General features: G+C 37.1%; 1 pseudogene. It reads left to right on the top strand.

The window, feature by feature from the left end:
* Positions 1-431: 431 nt before the first annotated feature.
* Positions 432-636: pseudogene (locus ABN217_RS19610) on the top strand (murein hydrolase activator EnvC); the annotation flags it as partial.

Below are 636 nucleotides of genomic sequence, written 5' to 3'. Positions count from 1 at the left end.
ATAAAGAGTATCACTCTCAATATAGACCTATAATCCATCCTATCACAAACCCATTACCCCTCAAAAAGTCACGAATAAAGAGGATCTATACTCGGTTTAGCTAAAATTTAGCCCATAATATTTGATTTAATGATACTAATTAGCGAGATAAGCGATACAATCAATTATACTCTAGATCATTCTAGGTGCGGCTAGGCGATAAGTAAGCGTAGTCACTTCGACTTCAACGAAAAGCGCTACAGCATGAAGTATGGCGGGTATAGATTAAAAAATAATGGCGGCGAAACCATAGCTAACCTGTCATGTTAAATCACAGTGTAGCCTTTTGGTTTATCACTGTTTATTTTGTAAGATTCAGAATTGGGCACTGGTAACCATACCTATCAGATGAAATAATTAGCTATCGTATTTATTCGAGGTTTTCTATCAGAATGGCCAATATATATAACCGGATGAAAATAACCTTTATTCGTCAGGCTATTACCTCAGCACTGTTTGCTTGTGGATTAATAGCGCTATCGCCAACTCAGGTGATGGCGGCCAATCAGATCACCCAAAATAAAGATCAGCTACAAAATTTACTGCAAAATATCGCTGAAAAAGAGAAAAGCGTCAAAGATCAACAAGCAAAACGAG

The organism is Proteus sp. fly-1067 (genome assembly GCF_040139345.1).
Taxonomy (GTDB): Bacteria; Pseudomonadota; Gammaproteobacteria; order Enterobacterales; family Enterobacteriaceae; genus Proteus; species Proteus vulgaris_B.
Note: the sequence above shows the minus strand (reverse complement) of the source record. Positions and strands in the feature narration are given on the sequence as shown.